This window comes from Enterobacter sp. DNB-S2 (genome assembly GCF_019443845.1).
Taxonomy (GTDB): domain Bacteria; phylum Pseudomonadota; class Gammaproteobacteria; order Enterobacterales; family Enterobacteriaceae; genus Enterobacter; species Enterobacter asburiae_B.
The window spans coordinates 3,047,265-3,065,586 of sequence record NZ_CP050520.1 but is presented as its reverse complement, the minus strand read 5'-3'; the positions used below and the strand labels follow the sequence as shown (position 1 = coordinate 3,065,586).

Sequence of the window (18,322 nt, the reverse complement as noted above, 5' to 3'; positions counted from 1 at the left end):
TAATGAAAGGCGAAGCGCAAAAGAAAAACTCCACATTCAGTTCATTAATGATTACTATTCTCATTATTAAAAGGCAATGCCATGACGTTGCCTGCCGGAAGTGATGTCAGCCCAAACCCCTCTTTTCAGAAAAGGAATTGTTATGTCTTTACGTCATCTGTGCTCGCCGCGTCTGAGCCTGTCACTGCTGTCTGCCACTTTACTGCTTGCCGGGACGTTCCAGGTGCATGCCGCCGAAGAGGTGCTGCGTAAAGCGGTGGGCAAAGGGGCGTATGAAATGGCGGTCAGCCAGCAGGAGAATGCGCTGTGGGTGGCGACCTCGCAAAGCCGAAAAACCGATAAGGGCGGAGTTATCTATCGACTTGACCCGGTCACGCTGGACGTGACGCAGGCGATTCACAGCGATCTCAAACCCTTTGGCGCCACGCTCGACGGCGCGACGCAAACCCTGTGGTTTGGCAACACCATCAACGGCGCGGTGACGGCCATCGATGCGAAAACGGGCGACGTGAAAGGGCGACTGGTGCTCGATAATCGCCAGCGCAGTGAAACCATCAAACCGCTGCAGCCGCGCCAGCTGGTGGCGGATGACGCGACCAACACGATTTACATCACCGGCGTCGGCAAAGAGAGCGTGATTTGGGTGGTGGATGGCGCCACGCTGAAGCTGAAAGAGACCATTGCCAATACCGGTACGTACAGCACCGGCCTGGCGCTGGATGCGCAGGCAAAACGTCTGTACACCACGAATGCGGACGGCGAGCTGGTAACCATTGATACGGCCACCAATAAAATCCTGAGCCGCAAAAAGGTGCAGGATGACGGTAAAGAGCACTTCTACCTGAACCTCAGCCTCGATACCGCCGGCCAGCGCGCGTTCCTGACCGATTCAAAACAGCCGGAAGTGCTGGTGGTGAGCCTGAAAGACGGCAGCGTGATCGAGAAAATCGCCGCGCCGGAGTCACTGGCGGTCCTGTTTAACCCGGCCCGCAATGAAGCCTATGTGACGCACCGTGAGGCCGGTAAGGTGAGCGTGATTGATGCGAAAACCTACAAGGTGACCAAAACGTTCGATATGCCGGTTTACCCGAACAGCCTGGCGCTCTCTGCCGATGGTAAAACGCTGTATGTGACGGTGAAACAGAAATCTACCCGTCAGCAGGAAGCCACCCAGCCTGACGACGTCATTCGTATCGCGCTGTAAATAAAAAAAGGGAAGGCATTTGCCTTCCCTTTTTGATGCTTACGGACGCTTAACGCGAGGTTTCTTCTACCAGCGGTGCGTCGTGTTTTTCATCGTCGTGATGAACCGGCGCGGTGCTGTGAATTTCGTGTACGCGCTTACGCACGCCAAACCAGCCGGCAATCAGCAGTACCGCCAGCAGCGGAATGGTCGCAATGGTGTAAGTACCGTTCGGGTAGTCAAACGCCATCAGCACCAGCACGCTGAACAGGAACAGCAGGGTGAGCCAGGAGGTCACCGGTGCGCCCGGCATCTTGAAGCTCACATCAGCCGCTTTGCCTTCTTTGATCGCTTTGCGCAGACGCATCTGGCAGACCACAATAAAGGCCCAGGAGGCGATAATCCCCAGTGCAGCAACGTTCAGAACGATCTCAAATACGCGGGACGGCACAAGATAGTTCAGGAACACGCCAAAAACGTAAACCACCAGCGTTGCCAGAATCCCCGCATAGGGAACCTGCTGCTTGCTCATCTTCGACATGAACTTCGGCGCAGAACCGCCCATCGACATGGAGCGCAGGATACGACCGGTAGAGTAAAGACCGGAGTTCAGGCTGGAGAGCGCCGCCGTCAGGACCACGATGTTCATGATGCTGCCAACGTAAGGCACGCCGAGCTTAGAGAAGAAGGTCACAAACGGACTCTGACCTGCCTGATAGGCAGTCCACGGGAGCAGCAGAACCAGCAGCACCACGGAACCGACGTAGAACAGACCGATACGCCAGATCACGCTGTTAATGGCTTTTGGCACCATGGTCTGCGGATCTTTACATTCACCTGCTGCGGTACCCACCAGTTCGATGGAGGCGAAGGCGAACACCACGCCCTGAACCAGGACCAGCGCAGGCAGCAGACCGTGCGGGAAGAATCCGCCGTTATCGGTTATCAGATGGAAGCCGGTGGCATTGCCGTCCAGCGGCTTGCCGCTGCCGAGGAAGACGGTACCCACGACCAGGAACACCACGATGGCCAGCACTTTTACCAGCGCAAACCAGAACTCCATCTCCGCGAACCACTTCACGCCGATCATGTTCATGGTGCCGACAATCGCCAGCGCGCCAAGCGCAAAGACCCACTGCGGCACATCGCCAAACGCGCCCCAGTAGTGCATATACAGCGCAACGGCGGTGATATCGACAATACCGGTCATCGCCCAGTTGACGAAGTACATCCAGCCCGCAACGTAGGCCGCTTTTTCACCGAGGAATTCACGGGCGTAAGAGACGAAGCTTCCGCTGGAAGGGCGATGCAGTACCAGTTCGCCCAGCGCACGTAGAATGAAGAAAGAGAAGATCCCGCACACCAGATAGACCAGGGCGAGAGCCGGGCCAGCCATTTGCAGACGCGCACCCGCACCTAAAAACAGACCCGTTCCGATAGCGCCGCCGATGGCGATCATTTGAACCTGACGGTTGCCCATCGCTTTGTGGTAGCCCTCTTCGTGGGAGTTCAACCAGCGACGTTTAGCAGCATGATGATCGGCTGCGCTTTTATTGCTTGTTTTCATTGAGTTACCTGTTTGCCTGTCTGAACCATTATCGTGATAGTCCTGCCTGGCAGAGCGCAATACAAACGATTGCTTCTGCGCAAACACATGTCGCCTTCCCAGTCATTCTGCGTATGGATAAGGCGAAACATGGCGAGGCATCCTACCTGCAATTCATAAGCGACGCAAAATATAACCGTGCCGAAAGTGATGCGCGTCGAAGGAAATCGTGTGGTCAGAGCAGACGGCGATCACAACACGCTGAATCGTGATGAGTTTTTAGACAAAACATTTGGCGGGTTGATTATTTAATCATCAGAATCTCTTAATTATTACCAGGTGGTAAAGATTTTAACTGTTGCAGAGCATCCGCCTGTAACCTGAAAGCGGTAACAGGCTGACGACGGCTCTGCGATAACGCACAAAAATGGCCTCAGACTTCAAAACCCCAGCGGCTAACCGCCAAAAACGGCAATCGCCTGCTGCAGGCGCGTGGTGCGCTGCGTCAGGTGATTCGCCGCGTGAGTGACGTTATCCACCATCCCCGTATTGTTGTGGGTCATTGCGCCGATACGGGAGATGGAGGCGTTGATGAGCGTCAGCGCCTGGGTTTGCTCCTGCGTGGCGTGGCCGATCTCCTTAATCAGGGAGGAGACCCGCAGCACGTTGTCGATCATAACCGTCAGCTGCGTTTCGGTTTGTTCTACCTTCTCCACGCCAGCGTTGACGCTGGCGACGTTTTTCTCAATCAGCGCTTTGATCTCTTTCGCCGCCGTCGCGGAGTGCTGCGCAAGGTTGCGCACCTCAGCCGCCACCACGGCAAATCCGCGCCCGGCTTCACCTGCGCGCGCCGCTTCCACGGCAGCATTCAGCGCAAGAATATTGGTCTGGAAGGCGATACGATCGATAACGCTGATAATATCGACGATCTGGCTGTTATCCTGCGACACGGATTGCATCATACCGATGGTCTCTTTCATCATCGCTTCACCGCGGTGGGCGCTGTCGCGAGTGAGATCCGCCATCTCCGTGGCTTCTTTCGCGGTTTCTGCCGTCTGCTCCACCGCGCTGGCGATCTCTTCTACCGCCGACGCGGTTTGCTGCAGAAAGTCTGCGGTCTCTTCTGAACGCGTCTGCAGCGCCGCGCCTTCTTTCGCGACCTGCTGGCTGATGGTGCCAATCCCGCTGATTTGCGCCCCGACGTCGTCAACCAGCGAATTCAGGTTCAAGCCTGATTGATTGACCAGACGCATCATCAGCCCGATGTCGTCGATCCTGTCAAAATGGTAATAGTCCGTTTTACGTCCTGAAACCACGCGCTGCATCTGTTGCACAATAGATTTTACCGGACGGGCGATCTGCGCATGAAGATAATAGGTCAGGGCAATAAACAGCAGCGCCAGACTTCCCGATTGCACAAGTTTATCAGGGAATAAATACACCGCCAGGCAGGAGAGTAACGCCGTCGTCGCAATACCCAGATGGATGCGTTTACTGGTGCTAAGACATTTAAAGATCGACATAAACGAAAATAAACCGCGCCGAACCAGTAACCCTTTATAAAAGCGGTAATGTTTTAATTCATTATTACGCACTTTTGCATACAGTTTTTCACTGGCCGCAATCTCTTCCCGTGCGGGTATATTTCGCACGGAAATATAGCCCGTTAGGGATCCACCCTGCCAGACCGGCGTCACGTTAGCCCGCACCCAGTAGTGGTCGCCATTATGACGACGGTTCTTTACCAGTCCCGTCCAGGTCTCACCTTGCTGCAGGGTGAACCACATGTCGCCAAAGGCTTCGGCAGGCATGTCGGGATGGCGGATGAGGTTATGCGGCTCACCCATAAGATGTTCTTCTTTATATCCGCTGGCTTCAATAAAAGCGGAATTAGCATAGGTAATATGGCTTTTGGTATCGGTGGTCGACATTAACGTCGAACCATCGTTAAGTAAATACTCGTTTTGTGTAACGGGACTGTTACGCCTCATGAGTAACTCCATGATGATGTGCAAGAATAAAAAATGCCCGGAAAATGCTCCGGCAAGATTAATGTGATTATTTTTATATAACGCTCTGCTGCATATTCTCTCTGAAATTGTGACTGCCTGAAATACCCGTCGTTCATTATTTTTAATCTGTTAATGCTAGCGAATGTAATAAAAATGAAAATATTTTCAGGGGTGTTTTTGGACGGCGCTGCAAATAAACAACATAACCCAAACTGAAAGAGGGAGATCGTCTCTCAGGAAAAATTGCCATGCTGAAATAGCGTTTCGTTAACAGGATGAAAACGCTATCATTTGGTCAGTTTTCGTTATTACAGTGAGGCTGAGGTGAAAATTAACGTCATCGGGACCAGCGGGAGCGGAAAAAGCACGCTGGCGAAGCAGATTGCGACCGAACTGGCTATTCCCTATATCGAGATGGACAGACTCTACTGGCGACCTGACTGGCAGGGAACGCCGGACGATGTGTTTCAGGAAAAGCTGGAGCAGGCGCTACAGGCTTCGCCAGACTGGGTGCTTGACGGCAACTATAACCGCACGCGGCCGGTGAAATGGCGTAATGTCGACGTTGTGGTGTGGGTGGATTATGGCTTTGCCCGCACCCTCTGGCAGGCGGTCACCAGGGCAGTCAAACGCGCCTGGCATAAGCGCGAGCTCTGGCCCGGCACCGGGAACAAAGAGAGTTTCCGGCGCGCGTTCTTCAGCAGAGAGTCCATTCTCATCTGGACGATGAAAACCTGGCGTAACAACCGCACGCGTTATGAAGCCGATCTGCAAAACCCGCAGTATGGGCATATTCGCTTCGTCCGCATTACCCGGCGCGAGCAGGGAAAAACGCTGATTGCCGACTTAAAGTCTTATTCTTAGCATGGTTTTATATATCTGATTTCCGGCAAACTAAATGTAAATTAATTGTTTCTCAGTGGTGAAATGCGCCTTTAATAATGTCGACATGTTAAGTCAAACGAGAACGCAACATGTCATGGCGAATCAGCATTCTGGATAAAAGCCCCATCGCTGAAAACGAAACGGCTGCCGATGCACTGGCGCGTACGCTGGCGCTGGCGCAGCAGGCAGAAAATCTGGGCTATCACCGCTTCTGGATTGCCGAACACCACAACACTCCCCACCTTGCCAGCCCCTCGCCGGAGCTGCTGATTGCCTGGATCCTCGGGCAAACCACGCGCATCCGCGTCGGATCCGGCGGCGTGATGCTTCAGCACTACAGCCCTTATAAAGTCGCCGAGAATTTCAACGTGCTGGCCGCGCTGGCGCCCGGCCGCGTGGATCTCGGCGTCGGAAAAGCCCCCGGCGGGCTGCCGCTCTCAACCCGCGCGCTGCAGCAGGGTCTGAATCAAGAGGAAAAGGGCAGCTTCGCCGAACAACTGGCCCAGCTCGATCGCTGGATCCGTCCTGAGCATCAGTCTCATGAAGAGGCCGTTCGCGCCACGCCGCTGCCGCCGCTGCCTGCCGAGGGTTTCCTGCTGGGCGCGAGTACCGATAGCGCGCTGCTGGCCGCCGGGCTCGGCTGGCACTTTGTCTTTGCCGCGCATCTGAACGGTGACCCGGACCTGCTGCGCGAGGTGGTTTCGACCTGGCGTAAGAACAGCGCGCGGGACGTGATTGTGGCGGTACAGGCGATCGTTGCGCCGACGCAGGCCGAGGCGGATGCCCTGGCGCAGAAGGTCGAAGTGTGGGGCGTTGAGCTGGCAAACGGCCAGCGTGTCACCATGGCCAGCGAAGAGCAGGCCTACGCCTTTGCGCGCCAGGCGGGCAGCGAGCCGGTGCGCATTGCACGTCGGGCGCAGTCGCTGCTGGCGGGTACGGCTGAGTCGGTGCTCGAACAGCTTAACGCCCTGCATGAAAAGTGGGGCATTGACGAATTTATCATCGACACGCCGGTAGCGGAGGGGGCAACGCGCGTCGCGTCGCTGCGCCTGCTTGCCGAGGCGCGTCTTAACAAGGAGGTCACCGTATGAGCTTTGGCGAACAGCTGATTGCCTGGCGTCGCGAGCTGCACCAGAACCCGGAACTCTCCGGCCAGGAAGTGGAGACCACAACGCGCCTGCGCCAGTGGCTGACGAATGCCGGGATTACCCCGCAGCCTTACGACCTGTCGACCGGGCTGGTGGCGGAAATCGGCTCGGGCAACAAACTGATTGCGCTGCGCGCGGATATCGACGCTCTGCCGATTGAAGAGCGCAGCGGCGTGCCGTTTAGCTCCCAGCGTGCAGGCGTAATGCATGCCTGCGGACACGATATCCACACCAGCGTGATCCTCGGCGCCGCGTTAAAGCTGAAAGAGCGGGAAGCGTCGCTTAACGGCCGGGTGCGGATCCTGTTTCAGCCTGCCGAAGAGAACTTTGGCGGTGCGAAGAGCATGGTGCGGGCCGGTGCCCTGCGCGACGTCAGCGCCATCTTCGGCATGCATAACGAGCCCGGCCTGCCGGTCGGTGAGTTCGCTACCCGCGGCGGGCCGTTTTATGCCAACGTCGATCGCTTCGTGATCCGCATTACCGGTAAGGGCGCGCACGCCGCACGTCCGCACGAAGGTAATGACGCCATCGTGCTGGCGAGCCAGCTGGTGACGGCGCTGCAAAGCGTCGCCAGCCGCAACGTCAATACGCTGGATTCGGTGGTGCTGAGCGTGACGCGCATTGCAGGCGGTAACACCTGGAACGTGCTGCCGGAAAGCGTCGAGCTGGAAGGCACGCTGCGCACCCATCGCACGGAAGTACAGCAGAACGTGAAAGCCCGCGTGGGCGAAATCGCCGCCGGGTTTGCCAGCGCCTTTAGCGCGCAGATTGATATCACCTGGTATGCCGGGCCCACCGCGCTGGTGAACGACGAGCGCTGGGCCGATTTCGCCACCTCGGTCGCCAGAGAAGCAGGCTACGAAACCCGGCACGCCGAGCTGCATATGGGCGGGGAAGATTTCGCGGTCTATCTGCAGCAGATCCCGGGGGCGTTTGTCAGCATCGGCAGCAACAGCCCGTACGGTTTACACCACCCGGCATTCAATCCGGATGAGGCATTAATTGAGCCCGCTGCCCGCTATTTTGCACAGCTTGCGGAAAAAGCCCTGCAACACGTTTAATTCTGAAGAGGTGAATATGTCTGCACATCGTCAACTGCGGCTCGGGACCATTTTGCATGGTGCATCGGGAAATATGTCCGCCTGGCGTCACCCTGAGGCCGTCGCCGATGCCAGCATCAATTTTGATTTCGTCAAAGCGACGGCGTTAAAGGCGGAGGAGGGCAAACTCGATTTTTTATTCGTTGCCGACGGTCTCTATATCAACGAGAAATCGATCCCGCATTTTTTAAACCGCTTTGAACCGCTGACGGTGTTATCCGCTCTCGCCAGCATCACCTCGCGCCTGGGGCTGGTGGGAACCTTATCCACCTCCTACAGCGAGCCTTTCACTACGGCGCGCCAGTTCGCCAGCCTCGACCACCTGAGCAACGGTCGCGCGGGCTGGAACGTGGTGACTTCGCCGCTGGAAGGGTCAGCGAAGAACTTTTCCCGTGAAAAACATCCCGAGCACGCGCTGCGCTATCGCATTGCGGATGAATATCTCGACGTGGTGAAAGGGCTATGGGATTCCTGGGAAGGCGATGCCTTTGTGCGCAACAAAAAGAGCGGTCAGTTTTTTGACCCGGCAAAATTGCATACCCTGGACCACCACGGTGATTTCTTCCAGGTCGCCGGGCCGCTGAATATTGGTCGAACGCCGCAGGGGCGGCCGATCGTTTTTCAGGCAGGCGCGTCGGACGACGGGAAAAAGCTGGCGGCGAAACATGCCGACGCCATTTTTACCCATCACGAGACCCTCGATGAGGCAAAAGCCTTTTATCGCGACGTGAAGCAGCAGCTGGAAAGTAACGGACGCCGCGCGTCAGATTTACATATTTTCCAGGGCGTCAGCGTGATTGTGGGTAAAGACGCCGATGACGTGGAAAACCAGTATCAAACCACGGCGGCGCTGGTGTCGATTAACGATGCCCTCAACTACCTCGGACGCTATTTCGAACATCACGATTTCAGCCAGTACCCGCTCGACGAGCCGTTCCCGGATATCGGCGACTTAGGCAAAAACAGCTTCCGCAGCACCACTGATGAAATTAAGCGTAACGCGCGCGAGCGCAGCTTAACCCTGCGTCAGGTGGCGCTGGAAGCCGCCTCGCCGCGACCGCGCTTTTCCGGTACGCCGGAAGAGGTGGCCGACGGCCTGCAGGCCTGGTTTGAAGGCTATGCCGCAGACGGCTTCATCATTCAGGGCGGCACGCCGGACACCTTCCCGCGCTTTGTTGACCAGGTGGTGCCTGTTTTACAGGCGCGCGGCCTGTTCCGTACCGACTACCCGGGCACCACGCTGCGCGAAAGCCTCGGCTTAGACGAACCTAAAAACCAATACACACAACAATAAAAGAGAACCCCGCTATGCAGAAAACAACGCTTATTCTGGCGCTCGCGCTGGCCTTTACCCCTGCCGTCTGGGCAGAGAATGTGAATATTAACGGCACCGGCGTGAGCATCGAGGCCAATAAAACGCCGGTTAATACCGTCAAAAACAGCGAGGCGGTGGCACAGCTCCCGAAAGATTATCGCTTCGCCGTGCCGGGGAAATTTACCGTGGCGGTGGCGGGCCTCAATCAACCGCCGCTGACGGTGTTTTCCGACGACAACAAAACGCTGCTGGGAAGCGAGGTTGACGTCGCCCGTCTGGTCGCAGACAGCCTCGGGCTGGAGCTGAACGTGGTGCCAACCTCCTGGGAAGACTGGCCGCTGGGCGTGGCTTCCGGAAAATATGACGCGGCCATCAGCAACATCACCGTCACCAAAGAGCGTAAAGAGAAGTTTGATTTCGCCACCTACCGCAAAGATTCCCTCGGGTTCTACGTGAAATCCACCAGCCCGATCAAGTCGCTGCAGAAGGCGGAAGACATCGCCGGGCTGCGGATTATCGTCGGCTCCGGCACCAACCAGGAGGCCATTCTGCTGGCCTGGAATGCCGAAAACCTGAAGAAGGGGCTGAAGCCCTTTACCCCGATCTACACCAAAGACGATGCGGCACAAACGCTGGCCCTGCAGTCCGGGCGCGCGGATGCCTACTTTGGCCCGAACGTGATTGGCGCCTGGAAAGCGGCGCTGAACGGGAAAACCAAACTGGTGGGTAGCGTCGACGGCGGCTGGCCGAAGGCGGCGCACATCGCGGTCACGCTGAAGAAAGGCAGCGGGCTGGTTGAGCCGGTGCAAACCGCGCTGAACGGCGTGATCAAAAACGGCGACTACGACAAAGTGCTGAACCGCTGGGGGGAAGGCGTTGAGCGTATTCCTCAGTCAGAAGTGAACCCGGCTGGCCTGGGCGATTAAGGAGGCGTGATGAGCGAACGATTTCGTGATGTTTCACCGGAAGACGCCGAGCTTCAGCCCATCATCGAAGGGCTGTTCGGTGAATATGCCGCCCGCTACGGGGACTACTTCTCCAAAGACGCGGAAGTTGAGCTTACAGAGTGGTATTTAGCACCGCAGGGGCTGTTTATCGTACTGGAGCGCGACGGGAAGATTATCGCCACCGGCGCGTACAAACCTTTCGACGAACGCACCGCGGAAATCAAACGCATCTGGACGGACAAAACCCTGCGTCAGCAGGGGCTTGCCGGGCGCGTGGTGCAGGAGCTTGAGCGCAGGGCGGTGCTGGCAGGATACAGCCAAATTTACCTGACAACCGGTTTTCGCCAGCCGGAAGCGGTACGGCTCTATCTCAGCCAGGGCTATCAGGCGCAGTTCGATCTGAACCGCGATCCGGAAGAGTACAGCCAGCCGCCGTTTGACGGCCGGCTGCGCTTCACCAAAACGCTGGTACGCGAAGCGTTCAGTAAAACCGCATGAGGAACGACGATGAGCAACGTTGAAACCATTAAGGTGGTCCCGGCGCGTTATCCGCTGCGGGCCGTCGGCGCCGCGGTGGCGCTGTTTGTCCTGGCGGTCGTGATTCAGTCCGTGGCCTTTAACCCGCGCTGGGAGTGGGCGGTGTTTGCCCGCTGGTTCTTTGACCCGGTGATCCTCGAAGGTGTCGGGCAGACCCTGCTGCTGACGCTGATCGGCACCGCGCTGAGCGTGGTGCTTGGCGGCATGCTGGCGCTGGCGAGACTCTCTTCATCCTGGCTGCTGAGCAGCCTGGCGTGGGCCTATATCTGGCTGTTTCGGTCGCTGCCGCTGATCGTGGTGCTGATCATTCTCTACAACTTCTCCTATCTCTACGACACGCTCTCGCTCGGCGTGCCGTTCACCGGCATCACCTGGGGCAGCTTTGAAACCATCAACGTGCTGGGTCAGTTTTCTACCGCCGTGGTGGGGCTCACCCTGGTGCAGAGCGCCTATACCGCCGAGATCGTTCGCGGCGGATTCCTCGGGGTCGATCACGGCCAGTATGAGGCCGCCGCCGCGCTCGGTCTGCCGGCCTGGCGACGCACGGTGCGCATCATTTTGCCTCAGGCGCTGCGCACCATTCTGCCGTCGGGGTTCAATGAAATCATCAGCCTCGCCAAGGGCACGGCGATGGTGTACGTCCTGGCGATGCCGGAGCTGTTCTATACCATCCAGATGATCTACAACCGCACGCAGGAGGTGATCCCGCTGCTGATGGTCGGTGCCGCATGGTATCTGGCGATCACCACCGTCCTGTCCGCTATCCAGTATGGCGTCGAGCGCGCGCTTGCCCGCAGCGAACGCCGCTCTGCCGTTAACCAGAACCGTGCCGCTCGTCGCACCCGTTCTGTCACCACCACGCCAGCACAGGAGCCCGTCCATGCAAGCCTCTCCTGAAGGACATATTTCGATTACCGGCGTCAGCAAGTATTTCGGTCGCCATAAGGCGCTCGACAACGTTTCGCTTGAGATCCCGCCCGGGTCCGTGACGGTGATCCTCGGGCCTTCCGGCTCCGGTAAATCGACGCTGCTGCGCACCATTAACCACCTGGAGCGCGTCGACGAAGGCTTTATCCAGATCGACGGAGACTACATCGGCTATCGCCGTCAGGGCGACAGGCTGTATGAGCTGAAGGAGAAGGAGATCCTCAAGCAGCGCGTCAACGTGGGCTACGTGTTTCAGAACTTCAATCTCTTTCCGCACCTCACGGTGCTGGAAAACCTGATTGAGGCGCCCATCGCGCATAAAAAGCTCAGCAAAAAAGAGGCGGTGGAAAGGGCGTACAGCCTGCTGGACGTGGTCGGGCTGCGGGATAAAGCCGATGCCTGGTCTCGTCATCTCTCCGGCGGGCAGCAGCAGCGTATTGCCATTGCCCGCGCGCTGGCGCTGCGCCCCCGCGTGATGCTGTTTGATGAGCCCACCTCGGCGCTCGATCCGGAGCTGGTGGGGGAAGTGTTAGACGTGATCAAAAAGCTGGCCCGGTCCGGCACCACGCTGGTGGTAGTGACCCACGAGATCGGCTTTGCCCGTGAAGTGGCGGATCAGGTGGTGTTTATGGTCGACGGAAAAATCGTCGAGCAGGGAAGCAGTGACGAGGTATTAAACCGTCCGTCACATGCGCGAACGCGCCAGTTTCTCTCCAAAGTCTTGTAAGGAGTGCCAATGAAATATGGACTTCTGGCGGGGCTGGTCTTCACGACGGCGAGCCACGCCAGCATTGATTTGAAAGCCAACGAGCAGCCGCTGCCGGTGACGGTGGATAGGCAGGCCGTGGCGAAGATCCCCGCCAATTACAAATTCGTTGAGCCGGGTACGCTGACGGTCGCCGTTTCGGCGCTGAATTCTCCGCCGCTGGCGCTGCTGGCCAGCGATAACCGCACGCGCATTGGCAGCGACCCGGATATCGCCCGCCTGCTGGCGGGCAGCCTGGGGCTAAAGCTGAAGCTGGTGCCGACGGCGTGGGAAGACTGGCCACTCGGGATCGCCTCCGGGCGCTACGACGTGGCGCTGGTGAACATTGCGGTGACCGAACAGCGTAAAGAGAAGTTTGATTTTGCGACCTACCGCGTCGATTCGCTGGCGTTTTCGGTGAAATCCACCAGCGAGATCCAGTCAATCAAAAGCGCGGAAGATCTGGCCGGGAAAAAGATGATCGTCGGCTCCGGTACGAATCAGGAGCGCATTCTGCTGGGCTGGAACGAAGAGAACAAAAAGGCGGGAAGGGCGCCTGCGCTGCCGGTCTATCTCCACGACGATGCCTCGGGCAATCTCTATATTCAGTCCGGCAGGGCTGACGTGTTCTTCGGCCCGCAGTCGGTATCGGCCTATAAGGCTGCGCTCACGGGCAAAACCCGCGTGGTCGGTTTAGGGCCGAAAAAAGCCTATGTCGCGACCACCACCAAAAAGGGCAATGAGCTGGTGTACGCGCTGCAGGCCGCGCTGGACGGCGCGATTAAGCGTGGAGATTACCAGAAGGTGCTGGCGCGCTGGGGCGAGCAGGGCGAAGCGGTGGCGCAGTCGGAGGTCAACCCGCCTGGGATAACCTACTAATGGTGCTCTATACCCAAAATAATTCGAGTTGCAGGAAGGCGGCAAGGGAACGAATCCCCGGGAGCGTACACAAGTACGTGACTGGGGTGAGTGAGTGCAGCCAACGCACCTGCAACTTGAAGTATGACGGGTATACACTTAGGGTTTTCATCCCTGCGGAGGCAACATGATTAAACTCTATGGCGTACCCGGCTGGGGCTCGGCGATCGGTGAAGTGATGCTAACCCTGGCTGATATCCCTTATCAATTTATCAACGTGGACGGGTTTGACCAGCCCGGCCCGCAGCGTGAGCTGCTGCAAAAGCTCAACCCGCTGTGTCAGGTACCCACGCTGGAGCTGGAAAATGGCGCCATCATGACCGAAACGGCGGCGATCGCCCTGATGGTGCTCGACAGATGTCCCGATCTCGCGCCGCCCGTGGGACAGGCCGAACGCCAGCAGTTTCAGCGTCTTCTGATCTGGTTTGTGGCCAACGTCTATCCCACGTTTACGTATGCAGACTATCCCGAGCGCTGGGTGCCGGACGCGCCGGAACAGCTGCAGAAAAACTGCATCGAATACCGGAAGTCCCTCTATTTGTGGTTCGAAACTCAGCTCAAGGCCGCCCCGTTTGCGCTGGGTGAACGGCTGACGCTGCTGGACGTGTATATCGCGGTGGCGCGAACCTGGGGGCCACGCCATGACTGGTTTGCGGCCAATACGCCGAAACTGACGGCCATCGCAGATACCGTATGTCAGCTGCCGGAACTGCACAAGGTGTTAAAGGCCAACGGTATTATCTGATAACGTGGAGCCCTGACTCACAACTGGAAGCCTGCATATGCCACACGTAGATATCAAATGTTTTCCCCGCGATTTGAACGACGAACAAAAAACCGCACTGGCCGAGGATATTGCTGAGGTCATTATTCGCCATTTCAACAGCAAAGACAGCTCGGTGTCCGTTGCGTTGAATCAGGTGAACCAGGAGGACTGGAAAGAGCAGGTCTGGGATACCGAAATAGGACCGAAGCTGGACGAATTAATCAAAAAGCCAGGCTATTCAATGTAAGCGCAATTGCCGGGGGGAACTCTCCTCCCCGGTTTTTCCCGTCTCGTCTTCCCGCTTTTTCGCAAAAATCGATAAAAATGCGTTTTATCTTATCCGTTACACTTTACGTTTCTGACTGACATTTCATACATCCTTAGGAAAGATCTCAAACAGAATCAGTTAAGGACAGACACGCTAAAGGATAATTTTCTCATGACAAAATTACCCCGTTTTTCACTCGCCTTTCTTCACCCTCGTTACTGGCTAAGCTGGGCTGGCATCGCCGCGCTGTGGCTCATCATGCTGCTCCCTTATCCGCTGCTGTTCCGAATCGGCCACAGTCTTGGACGGCTGGCGATGCGCCTGCTTCCGCGCCGCGTTGAGATTGCCCGCCGCAACCTGGAACTCTGTTTTCCGGAGATGAAAAAGGCGGAGCGAGAGTCACTGCTGCAGCGTAATTTTGAATCGGTAGGAATGGGGGTAATCGAAACCGGGATGGCATGGTTCTGGCCTGCGTGGCGGGTGAAGAAATGCTTTACCGTGACGGGTTATGAGCACATGGAAAAGGCGCGGGCAAAGGGAAATGGCGTGGTGCTCGTTGGCATGCATTTTCTCACCCTTGAGCTGGGCGCGCGGATCTTTGGCATGCTCAACCCCGGCATTGGGGTGTATCGTCCGAATAATAACGCGCTGCTGGACTGGCTTCAGACGCGCGGGCGCCTGCGCTCCAATAAAACCATGCTCGATCGTCATGATTTAAAGGGCATGATCCGCTCGCTGAAGCAGAATGAAATTTTGTGGTACGCCCCGGACCATGACTATGGCAAAACCAATAGCGTCTTTGTGCCGTTCTTTGCGGTTGCGGATGCCGCCACGACCGCTGGAAGCTATATGCTGGTCAAAAGCGCTAAGCCAGCCGTCATTCCCTTTGTGCCGCGCCGCAGGGCGGACGGTACCGGCTACGAACTGATTATTCTGGAGGATATCAGCGAGGCGCTGCAGGGGGGCGATAAAGAATCTGTTGCGACGCAGATGAACAGGGCGATTGAGCAGGCGGTACGGATGGCGCCAGAACAGTATATGTGGCTGCACCGGCGCTTCAAAACGCGTCCTGAAGGTCAGCCTGACCGGTATGCCCGCCGCAAGAGCGTGGCACCACGGGCTGATATCCTGTCCGCCGCCGATCTTTCCGACCGATCGGGCGTCCAGCACTGAGGCAGCAATCCAGCCCTCACCGTGCAGTGAGGGCTGGATCGAGGCTTACAGCGCAGACCTGCGGTACGGCGCATAGTCCGCCTGCCACCAGGTCTTCTCAATACGCGCCATCAGCGTCTCATCATCTATCGCCGGAGCCACGCCCTGTTCAATCGCGGCCCGGGCGACGGCAACGGCAATCTGGCGTGAAACCGTTTCAATCTGATCTACCGGCGGCAGCAATCCGCCTTTTTCCGTGGTGACCAGCGGAGACTGCGCGGCCAGGCTGCGGCTTGCTGCCATCAGCATCTCTTCCGTTACCCGGCGCGCGTTACAGGCCAGCACGCCCAGCCCCAGGCCCGGGAAAATATAGGCGTTGTTACACTGGGCGATCTCGTAGTGTTCATTCTCCCAGAATACCGGGGCGAACGGGCTGCCGGTGGCCACCAGCGCGGCACCCTGGGTCCAGGCGATAAGATCCTGCGGCTGGGCTTCCGCCCGCGAGGTCGGGTTCGAGAGCGGCATGATGATTGGGCGCGGACAGTGGCGATGCATCTCTTTGACTATCTCTTCGCTGAACAGCCCCGGCTGGCCTGAAACGCCGATCATCACCGTTGGATGCGCGTTCTTCACCACGTCCAGCAGGGAAATGTTCTTCGCGTCAACCTGCCAGCTGCAAACGGCGTCGCGCGCGGTAAGCAGGTTTTTCTGGAAATCGAGCAGGTTGGTCATGTCGTCGGTCAGCAGGCCGAAGCGATCGACCATAAAGATCCGGCTGCGCGCTTCCGGCTCGGTCAGGCCGTCATCCACCATCAGCGCCACAATTTTTTCAGCTATTCCACATCCGGCAGAGCCGCTGCCCAGGAAGACCACGCGCTGGTCGCGAATGCGCGTGCCCGCCGTATGGGCCGCCGCCATCAGCGTACCGGCGGTGACGGCGGCCGTGCCCTGGATATCATCATTGAAGCAGCACAGCTGGCCGCGGTAGCGCTGAAGCAGCCTGGTGGCGTTTTTCTGCGCAAAGTCTTCAAATTGCAGGAGCACATTGGGCCAGCGCGCTTTAACGGTGCTGACAAACATATCCATAAACTCAGCGTACTGGTCGTCGCTGATGCGCGGGTGGCGCCAGCCCATGTACATCGGGTCGTCGAGGTGTTGCTGATTATTGGTGCCGACATCCAGCATTATCGGCAGGGTAGAGGCCGGATGGATCCCTCCGCAGGCGGTATACAGCGACAGCTTACCAATTGGGATACCCATTCCGCCGATACCCTGATCGCCAAGCCCTAAAATACGTTCCCCGTCCGTCACCACAATCACGCGAACGTCGTTGCGCGAAAAGCTTTGCAGCATCTCATCAATACGATGGCGATTCGGCCATGAAATAAACAGGCCGCGCGCGCGTCGATAAATCGTGGAGAAATGCTCGCAGGCTTCACCGACCGTCGGGGTATAGATAATAGGTAACGTCTCTTTGAGATGCGAACGCAGGAGGTTATAAAAGAGCGTTTCATTGGTGTCCTGAATATTTCGCAGGTAAACATGACGCGAAATATCGCTTTTAAAATGGCAGAACTGCACCCAGGCGCGCTCGGTTTGTTCTTCAATGGTTTCAACGTTGTGCGGCAATAACCCATGCAGATTAAAATTGTCACGCTCTTCTTTAATAAATGCGAGCCCTTTATTTAACAGCGGGTTTTCCAGCAATACGGCCCCGTTATAGGGGGTGTACAGAACTTCTTTCCGGGACATGGTTAACTCCTGAATTTTTTATATAAAGCAGATTAAGAAATAAAATAGATCATAATGCCTTCGGTCACGACCCCGACGGCAGTGCCAATTAATATGGAAGAGGATGCGGTATCAATATAGGTATCGCTGCGTAAGGCAAACATCCCCGCGGCAATCGCGGAAGGCGTTGCGCCAATAATGACGACCTGCTGCAGTAAGGTATGGCTCAGGCCAAAGGCGATCCCCGCGGCGGCCATCATTGCCGGCTGAATAAGGTTTTTAATACTGATGTTGGTAAACGTCTGCACGTTCAGTTTTGGACGTTCACCGTAAAACAACAGGCCGAGGGCAAACAGGGACAGCCCGCCTGAAACCTTTCCAACCATCTCAATAGGCATGCTGAGAATAGAAGGAATTTGCACGCCTGCCAGACTGAGCAATACGCCGGAGACCGGGATCCAGACGATAGGATTGCGCGCCGCCTTGATGAGGTTTTGTACGATCATCGCGCCCGGGTGCAGCGCCTCCAGGCCATCTTGACCGTTTTTATCACCCATACGAATCAGGACGATAGTCAGAGGGATCATGATAACGCTGGTAATAATATTGCCAATCAGCACGCCGATAAATCCTTCCGGCCCAATCAAGACCGCCAGGACCGGTGCGCCAAAGTAGGCCATATCGGGAAAGGCGCAAACCAGAGACTGAATGGCGCTGGTTTTGATATCGTGGCGAAAAACGTAGCGTGAAATAAATAGCGTCAGTAAATACGACCCCATTAAACCGACAACTAAAACGGCCATAAAGGTCAGGTTCTTAATTTTATTCGGGTCGGTATGCAATGCGCCTATAAAAAGATGGAAAGGAAGGGCGAAACGAATCACCACGGTTGCCATAACGTTTGCATCTTCACGCCGGGAATATCCCAGCTTTCCACTTAGCCATCCAAGTAACATTATAAAGACGAGCGGAAACAGTGACTGTAATAGTAATGAAGGCATAGTATTTCCTGTAGGGTATTTTATGTGTTTTATTGCAGCGCTAATCTAGCGCTTAGAAAGCAGGGCAGGAGTGACAAGGGTCACACTCTCTCTGGTTTTATTAATTTCAAAAAGATTGCATTAGTTGGATAACTAATACTT

At 56.7% G+C, this 18,322-nt stretch carries 15 protein-coding genes and 1 pseudogene; 12 read left to right on the top strand and 4 right to left on the bottom strand.

What is annotated here, in order from left to right; translation table 11 throughout:
• Positions 1-142 precede the first annotated feature (142 nt).
• Positions 143-1,204 carry a YncE family protein gene (locus HB664_RS14600; protein WP_219939697.1) on the top strand — a complete coding sequence of 354 codons (1,062 nt, stop codon included), beginning with the start codon at positions 143-145 and terminating at the stop codon, positions 1,202-1,204.
• A 49-nt stretch (positions 1,205-1,253) separates the two neighbouring features.
• Here HB664_RS14600 and ansP read toward each other — a convergent pair whose 3' ends face one another.
• Positions 1,254-2,750 carry an L-asparagine permease gene (gene ansP, locus HB664_RS14595; RefSeq protein WP_023311978.1) on the bottom strand — a complete coding sequence of 499 codons (1,497 nt, stop codon included), beginning with the start codon at positions 2,748-2,750 and terminating at the stop codon, positions 1,254-1,256.
• 434 nt (positions 2,751-3,184) lie between these two features.
• Positions 3,185-4,720 carry a methyl-accepting chemotaxis protein gene (locus tag HB664_RS14590; RefSeq protein ID WP_219939696.1) on the bottom strand — a complete coding sequence of 512 codons (1,536 nt, stop codon included), beginning with the start codon at positions 4,718-4,720 and terminating at the stop codon, positions 3,185-3,187.
• A gap of 345 nt (positions 4,721-5,065) precedes the next feature.
• Here HB664_RS14590 and HB664_RS14585 point away from each other — a divergent pair, with 345 nt between their 5' ends.
• The 11 genes and pseudogenes from HB664_RS14585 to HB664_RS14530 all read left to right on the top strand — a co-directional run bounded on the left by HB664_RS14585 (position 5,066) and on the right by HB664_RS14530 (position 15,470).
• Positions 5,066-5,605 carry an AAA family ATPase gene (locus tag HB664_RS14585; RefSeq protein WP_048979190.1) on the top strand — a complete coding sequence of 180 codons (540 nt, stop codon included), beginning with the start codon at positions 5,066-5,068 and terminating at the stop codon, positions 5,603-5,605.
• Positions 5,606-5,715: 110 nt separating this feature from the next.
• Positions 5,716-6,717, top strand: a complete 1,002-nt coding sequence (locus HB664_RS14580; RefSeq protein WP_219939695.1) for an LLM class flavin-dependent oxidoreductase — start codon at positions 5,716-5,718, stop codon at positions 6,715-6,717.
• Positions 6,714-7,835, top strand: coding sequence for a M20 peptidase aminoacylase family protein (locus tag HB664_RS14575; RefSeq protein ID WP_039262859.1), 1,122 nt, complete (start codon positions 6,714-6,716; stop codon positions 7,833-7,835). The genes HB664_RS14580 and HB664_RS14575 overlap by 4 nt, the downstream gene beginning before the upstream one ends.
• A 16-nt stretch (positions 7,836-7,851) precedes the next feature.
• Positions 7,852-10,115 (top strand): annotated as a pseudogene (locus tag HB664_RS22810) (NtaA/DmoA family FMN-dependent monooxygenase).
• 9 nt (positions 10,116-10,124) lie between these two features.
• Complete coding sequence (locus HB664_RS14560) at positions 10,125-10,634, top strand: GNAT family N-acetyltransferase (protein WP_032656866.1); 510 nt, start codon at positions 10,125-10,127, stop codon at positions 10,632-10,634.
• Positions 10,635-10,643: 9 nt separating this feature from the next.
• Positions 10,644-11,570: an amino acid ABC transporter permease gene (locus HB664_RS14555; protein WP_029740269.1), complete on the top strand. Its 927-nt coding sequence runs from the start codon at positions 10,644-10,646 to the stop codon at positions 11,568-11,570.
• The gene (locus tag HB664_RS14550) at positions 11,554-12,327 is read left to right on the top strand and encodes an amino acid ABC transporter ATP-binding protein (protein ID WP_047060962.1); all 774 of its coding nucleotides are present in this window, start codon (positions 11,554-11,556) and stop codon (positions 12,325-12,327) included. Before HB664_RS14555 ends, HB664_RS14550 begins: the two co-directional genes overlap by 17 nt.
• A 9-nt stretch (positions 12,328-12,336) precedes the next feature.
• Complete coding sequence (locus HB664_RS14545; protein ID WP_219939693.1) at positions 12,337-13,224, top strand: ABC transporter substrate-binding protein; 888 nt, start codon at positions 12,337-12,339, stop codon at positions 13,222-13,224.
• Between the two features lie 166 nt (positions 13,225-13,390).
• Positions 13,391-14,008 carry a glutathione S-transferase family protein gene (locus HB664_RS14540; protein WP_032656869.1) on the top strand — a complete coding sequence of 206 codons (618 nt, stop codon included), beginning with the start codon at positions 13,391-13,393 and terminating at the stop codon, positions 14,006-14,008.
• A 37-nt stretch (positions 14,009-14,045) separates the two neighbouring features.
• Positions 14,046-14,276: a tautomerase PptA gene (gene pptA / locus HB664_RS14535; RefSeq protein ID WP_143346942.1), complete on the top strand. Its 231-nt coding sequence runs from the start codon at positions 14,046-14,048 to the stop codon at positions 14,274-14,276.
• 192 nt (positions 14,277-14,468) lie between these two features.
• Positions 14,469-15,470, top strand: coding sequence for a Kdo(2)-lipid IV(A) acyltransferase (locus tag HB664_RS14530; RefSeq protein ID WP_039262853.1), 1,002 nt, complete (start codon positions 14,469-14,471; stop codon positions 15,468-15,470).
• Positions 15,471-15,515: 45 nt separating this feature from the next.
• Here HB664_RS14530 and HB664_RS14525 read toward each other — a convergent pair whose 3' ends face one another.
• On the bottom strand, positions 15,516-17,201 hold the full coding sequence (locus tag HB664_RS14525; RefSeq protein WP_219939692.1) for an NAD-dependent malic enzyme: 1,686 nt from the start codon (positions 17,199-17,201) through the stop codon (positions 15,516-15,518).
• Positions 17,202-17,233: 32 nt separating this feature from the next.
• Entirely contained in the window at positions 17,234-18,181 is a 948-nt protein-coding gene (locus tag HB664_RS14520; protein ID WP_023311961.1) for an AEC family transporter, read from the bottom strand.
• Positions 18,182-18,322: the final 141 nt, after the last annotated feature.

Excerpts from the sequence above, each read along its gene's own strand:
- HB664_RS14600 (WP_219939697.1), top strand. The coding sequence starts at position 143 with ATGTCTTTACGTCATCTGTGCTCGCCGCGTCTGAGCCTGTCACTGCTG.
- ansP (WP_023311978.1), bottom strand. The coding sequence starts at position 2,750 with ATGAAAACAAGCAATAAAAGCGCAGCCGATCATCATGCTGCTAAACGT.
- HB664_RS14590 (WP_219939696.1), bottom strand. The coding sequence starts at position 4,720 with ATGAGGCGTAACAGTCCCGTTACACAAAACGAGTATTTACTTAACGAT.
- HB664_RS14580 (WP_219939695.1), top strand. The coding sequence starts at position 5,716 with ATGTCATGGCGAATCAGCATTCTGGATAAAAGCCCCATCGCTGAAAAC.
- HB664_RS14575 (WP_039262859.1), top strand. The coding sequence starts at position 6,714 with ATGAGCTTTGGCGAACAGCTGATTGCCTGGCGTCGCGAGCTGCACCAG.
- HB664_RS14560 (WP_032656866.1), top strand. The coding sequence starts at position 10,125 with ATGAGCGAACGATTTCGTGATGTTTCACCGGAAGACGCCGAGCTTCAG.
- HB664_RS14555 (WP_029740269.1), top strand. The coding sequence starts at position 10,644 with ATGAGCAACGTTGAAACCATTAAGGTGGTCCCGGCGCGTTATCCGCTG.
- HB664_RS14550 (WP_047060962.1), top strand. The coding sequence starts at position 11,554 with ATGCAAGCCTCTCCTGAAGGACATATTTCGATTACCGGCGTCAGCAAG.
- HB664_RS14545 (WP_219939693.1), top strand. The coding sequence starts at position 12,337 with ATGAAATATGGACTTCTGGCGGGGCTGGTCTTCACGACGGCGAGCCAC.
- HB664_RS14540 (WP_032656869.1), top strand. The coding sequence starts at position 13,391 with ATGATTAAACTCTATGGCGTACCCGGCTGGGGCTCGGCGATCGGTGAA.
- pptA (WP_143346942.1), top strand. The coding sequence starts at position 14,046 with ATGCCACACGTAGATATCAAATGTTTTCCCCGCGATTTGAACGACGAA.
- HB664_RS14530 (WP_039262853.1), top strand. The coding sequence starts at position 14,469 with ATGACAAAATTACCCCGTTTTTCACTCGCCTTTCTTCACCCTCGTTAC.
- HB664_RS14525 (WP_219939692.1), bottom strand. The coding sequence starts at position 17,201 with ATGTCCCGGAAAGAAGTTCTGTACACCCCCTATAACGGGGCCGTATTG.
- HB664_RS14520 (WP_023311961.1), bottom strand. The coding sequence starts at position 18,181 with ATGCCTTCATTACTATTACAGTCACTGTTTCCGCTCGTCTTTATAATG.